The organism is Mesorhizobium sp. M7A.F.Ca.US.002.01.1.1, assembly GCF_004022955.1.
Lineage (GTDB): Bacteria > Pseudomonadota > Alphaproteobacteria > Rhizobiales > Rhizobiaceae > Mesorhizobium > Mesorhizobium ciceri.
On sequence record NZ_RZQE01000593.1, the window covers coordinates 1 to 3,071 of the forward strand.

At 63.2% G+C, this 3,071-nt stretch carries 1 protein-coding gene; it reads left to right on the plus strand.

Annotated features, from left to right (window positions below; genetic code table 11):
* Window positions 1–561 precede the first annotated feature (561 nt).
* Window positions 562–3,071 (plus strand): ribonuclease E/G (locus EN932_RS32525; RefSeq protein ID WP_164890741.1); only part of this gene is annotated, 2,510 nt, incomplete at its 3' end.

Sequence of the window (3,071 nt, forward strand, 5' to 3'; positions counted from 1 at the left end):
AGAGAAGGTTAACCAAGCCTTTTCATGCAGGGCCGCAAGCCTGGCTTTACGCTACGGAACGGCTTTTTGCCGGCATCGGAAATCGGGGTTGCCTTCCACCCCGCCAAATCATAAAAGCGATGGTGAATCACTGCAATCCTGGAACCGCCCTCCTCCGCAGCTTCTTGCTACAGGGTCAGACGTAAAGGCGGCTCCTTTCGCTTCAGGCGAAAAGGGTTCAGGTGATCGCGACGAATTTCGCAGGCGTGCTCCCGTGGCGGGGGAATCGCCTGCGTGAGGAAAACGGCCGGGTTTGTTCCCGTGCCGGCTCTGTATGAGCAAACAAGCTGGTCCGGTTCGTCCGGGCTTTGGTTCAAAAGGTTCTGTTGGTGACGATGGCTTCAAGCGCAATCATGGAAAGGTCCGCATCAAACCGCGCCATTATGGCTGCGGGCGGCACCGCCATGGCGCTCAAGCGGCGGCCGACGGACGTTCAAATATCCGGCACCCACATTCCAGACACGCAGCAGCAGGCTTTGCCTCGCAAGCTGCGGCTGACGGCTGCCGGGGGGAAACGAAATAATGCCCAACAAAATGCTGATAGACGCCTCCCACCCGGAGGAAACACGCGTTGTCGTCATACGCGGTAACCGTATTGAAGAATTCGACTTTGAATCCCAGGACAAGAAGCAGCTCAAAGGAAACATCTACCTAGCCCGCGTAACGCGCGTAGAGCCCTCCCTTCAGGCAGCCTTTGTCGAATATGGCGGCAACCGTCACGGTTTTCTCGCCTTCAGTGAAATCCACCCCGATTACTACCAGATTCCGGTCGCCGATCGTCAGGCACTGCTGCGCGCGGAAGCGCAGGAGGCTGAGGACGAGGAGAACGAGGACGGCGACGGCGATGATCGCCAGAGCCGCGATCGCGGACGGCGCGGCCGCAGGCGCGGCGGCAAGCCCCGCGACCGGGGCGAGCACAAGCGCGATGCAGCCGATTCCGGCGAGGCGAGCGACGCTGCCGACGAGGCAGAAGAAGGTGCCGACGCTGGTGTCGAGGACATCTCGCACACGTCCGAGATCATCGAACATGCGGCTGATTCGTCCGAACATGCTGATGCGTCCGAGCATGGTGAGGATTCGGCCGAGCAGGACGAAGGCGAAATCCGCGAAGGCGGCCCGACGTCGATCGCCGCCTCGGTCGAGGCCGATGTGATTTCCGAAGCCGTCCCGCTGGCCGAACAAGGTAGCGAAGCGACCTCCGGCGACAATGATCGCGGCATGCTGGAAGAAGTGCAGTCCTCGCATCCGGACGATCACGAGGTCGAATCGGTCGGCGCCGAGGATGCGCTGGAAGAAGTGCGCAACCGCCGCAAGCCGGTGCGCCGCCAGTACAAGATCCAGGAAGTGATCAAGCGCCGGCAGATCCTCCTGGTGCAGGTCGTCAAGGAAGAGCGCGGCAACAAGGGCGCGGCGCTGACCACCTATCTGTCGCTGGCCGGCCGCTATTCGGTGCTGATGCCGAACACGGCGCGTGGCGGCGGCATTTCGCGCAAGATCACCAGCGCGGTCGACCGCAAGCGGCTCAAGGAGGTCGTCGCCGATCTCGAAGTGCCGCAGGGCATGGGCGTCATCCTGCGCACCGCCGGCGAGAGCCGCACCAAGGCAGAGATCAAGCGCGACTACGAATATCTGATGCGGCTTTGGGAAAATGTCCGCAATCTCACCTTGCAGTCCACGGCCCCTGCCCTGGTCTACGAGGAAGGCAGCCTGATCAAGCGCTCGGTGCGCGACCTCTACAACAAGGATATCGACGAGATTCTTGTCTCCGGCGAGGAAGGCTACCGCGAGGCCAAGGACTTCATGCGCATGCTGATGCCGAGCCACGCCAAGGTGGTTCAGCCGTTCCGCGACACGACGCCGATCTTCGTGCGCAACGGCATCGAGGCACAGCTCGACCGCATGCTGCAGCCGCAAGTGACGCTGAAGAGCGGCGGCTACATCATCATCAACCAGACCGAAGCGCTGGTTGCCATCGACGTGAATTCGGGCCGCTCCACCAAGGAGCACTCGATCGAGGACACCGCGCTCCACACCAATCTGGAAGCGGCCGAGGAAGTCGCGCGTCAGCTAAGGCTGCGCGATCTTGCCGGCCTGATCGTCATCGACTTCATCGACATGGAGGAGAACCGCAACAACCGCTCCGTCGAGAAGCGGCTGAAGGATCACCTCAAGAACGATCGTGCGCGCATCCAGGTCGGCCGTATCTCGCATTTCGGCCTCATGGAGATGTCACGCCAGCGCATCCGCGCCAGCGTGCTGGAATCGACCATGAAGCCTTGCCCGCATTGCGGCGGCACCGGCCATGTGCGCTCCGATTCGTCGGTCGCGCTGATGGTGGTGCGGGCGATCGAGGAATTCCTGCTCAAGGATTCGCGCAGCCACATCACGGTGCGGACGCCGGCGGCGACAGCACTCTACGTGCTCAACCACAAGCGCGGCACGCTGGTGGAACTCGAAAGCCGCTTCGGGCTGACGATCACCGTCGAGGCCGACGATTCGGTGGGTTCGCAGCACTATGCGATCTTCCGCGGCGCGTTGGCTGAAAAGCCGGAAGGCTTTGTCGAGGCGCGCAGCTTCCCGGCCTATGTCGAGCCGGACGAGCCCGAGGATGAGATTGCCGTCATCGAGGAAGACGACGAGGCGCCGATCCAGGCAGAACAGCCACGCCAGCAGCCGCAGCAACAGCAGCCGCGGCCCGCTGCCGGTGGTGAGGAAGGCGAAGGCCGCGACCGCAAGCGCCGCAAGCGTCGGCGTCGGCGTGGCGGCAAGGATCGCGATCGCGAACATGGCGCCCCTGCGGACGGTGCTTCCGTCTCGGCTCCGGCCGGCGAGTTTTCGGACTCGGACTCGGCCGCCGGAGATGGCGACGCGGAAGCGGACGACAATGCCCCTGTTGGTGTTTCCGAAACTCCTGCCACAGCTGAAGCTTCGGACGAAGGCCAGGGCAAGAAGCGCCGGCGCGGCAAGCGCGGCGGCAAGCGCAACCGCCGCGAAGACGGTGAGGGCGAGGCTGAGGCAAGTGCTGGCGAAGC